The sequence below is a fragment of the Pseudomonas sp. SDT291_1_S447 genome (assembly GCF_054070155.1).
Genome location: NZ_JBSVXS010000261.1, coordinates 1 through 1327 on the forward strand (window position 1 = coordinate 1; position 1327 = coordinate 1327).

Genomic DNA, 1327 nt, shown 5'->3' on the forward strand with positions numbered 1-1327 from the left:
CGTTTTTGGCGGCGGGGCCGATGAAAAGAAAGTAACGCTCAACCTCTGTCACGGCGCCCTGGCCTAGATTGAGATTGTCGACGGTGACTTGACCGAGTGCCATGCAGTGCCTCGTTAGCGGGGTGAAGTTAGGATTTGTTGCAACACCTGGTTAATCAGGAGATTGGTTTCGCGCTCAGTTTCGGCGCCGATGAACTGGCGTTTCGGCAGCGTGATTTCCCAGCTCTGCGCGCCGGTGCTTTCGCTGCGCTGGTCGTCCAGGATCCGGATCAGCAAACCGGCTTTGGCGTAGTTCACATGCTCTTGAATCCACGCCACCGACGGCCGGGTCAGCGTCTTTTTGCCTGCTTGGCGCACACGGAAGCCCAACCGGCGCAAGCGCTTGGCTTGCTTGTCGGTTGCTGCCAAACCCGGTGGGGTCTTGTTCCATCGGCGCATCTGCTGGGCGGTGCGGCGCTCACTGACGCCGTTGTGCTGCTGCGCGGCGACCCATCGGGTCAGGGCGTTTTTCCAGCCCAATTCCGCTTCATCAGCGGACACCCGGGTGACCACCATCAACTTGGCCAAGCCGGCTTCCATCTTCTTTTTGCCCTTGGTGTCGCCCTTGCGTGGGGCGAAGGGTGTGCCGTCCAGGTTCTTCTGCTCACGCACTCGCTTGCGGCTCATCGTCCGCACGCGTTTGGTGACCTGGTTCAGCAAGCGGCGGCGCAATTGCGGCGGCAGGCTCAGCAACGCCAGTTGTTCGCGTACGCCCAAGCGACCGCGAATGTCGAGTTCGAACGTGCTACGCCCGGCCATCGGTGGCCACCTCGCCGCGCTCTGCAATCCACAGATCAAACGGGACAAAGGCCCAGGTCTTGCCGAAGGCTTCGATCTCGCCGGCAGGGTCTTCGGCCAGATACTGCGGCTCGACAAACTCCAGCGTGATTTCCACGTCGAACAGATCGTTATCCAGAGGCTCCACAAGGAACTCCGGCGCCGGCAGTTCGTGGCGGTCACGGTTGGCGTCGTGGTTTTCCAGCCAACTGCCCACCAACGCCATCAGACGCGCCGGATGGTCGGCGAAGCGCTCCAGGACGATCACGGCGCGATAGTGCATGTCGCCCAGATGCATACCGCCCACGTCCGGTTTCCAGACCAGTATGAGTTTCACCTGCTCGGTAAAACTGTCGAGCTGTTCAGGCTCGACCAAACGGCGTTCCCGCAAGTAGGCGGTTAATCCTTGCAGCTTGGTCACAGCAGCGCCGCCGTGATGCGGCCACGGCCTTGCAAGGCACGAACGGCGGATTGGCTGAATGCCAAGAAGGTTTCTTTAAGCTCGGGCGCT

3 protein-coding genes and 1 pseudogene are annotated in these 1327 nt (G+C 61.1%); all 4 read right to left on the reverse strand.

Annotation, left to right across the window (positions count from 1 at the left end):
• The coding region (locus ACW9IR_RS29375; protein ID WP_457466107.1) for a DUF2586 family protein at window positions 1–103 on the reverse strand (103 nt) is incomplete at its 3' end.
• A gap of 11 nt (window positions 104–114) precedes the next feature.
• Window positions 115–798 (reverse strand): phage virion morphogenesis protein, encoded by a 684-nt coding sequence (locus ACW9IR_RS29380; RefSeq protein WP_071173509.1) that lies wholly within the window; start codon window positions 796–798, stop codon window positions 115–117.
• Window positions 785–1237, reverse strand: a complete 453-nt coding sequence (locus ACW9IR_RS29385; RefSeq protein WP_457466106.1) for a phage tail protein — start codon at window positions 1235–1237, stop codon at window positions 785–787. The genes ACW9IR_RS29380 and ACW9IR_RS29385 overlap by 14 nt, the downstream gene beginning before the upstream one ends.
• Window positions 1234–1327: pseudogene (locus ACW9IR_RS29390) on the reverse strand (head completion/stabilization protein); the annotation flags it as partial. The pseudogene ACW9IR_RS29390 and the gene ACW9IR_RS29385, both read right to left, overlap by 4 nt.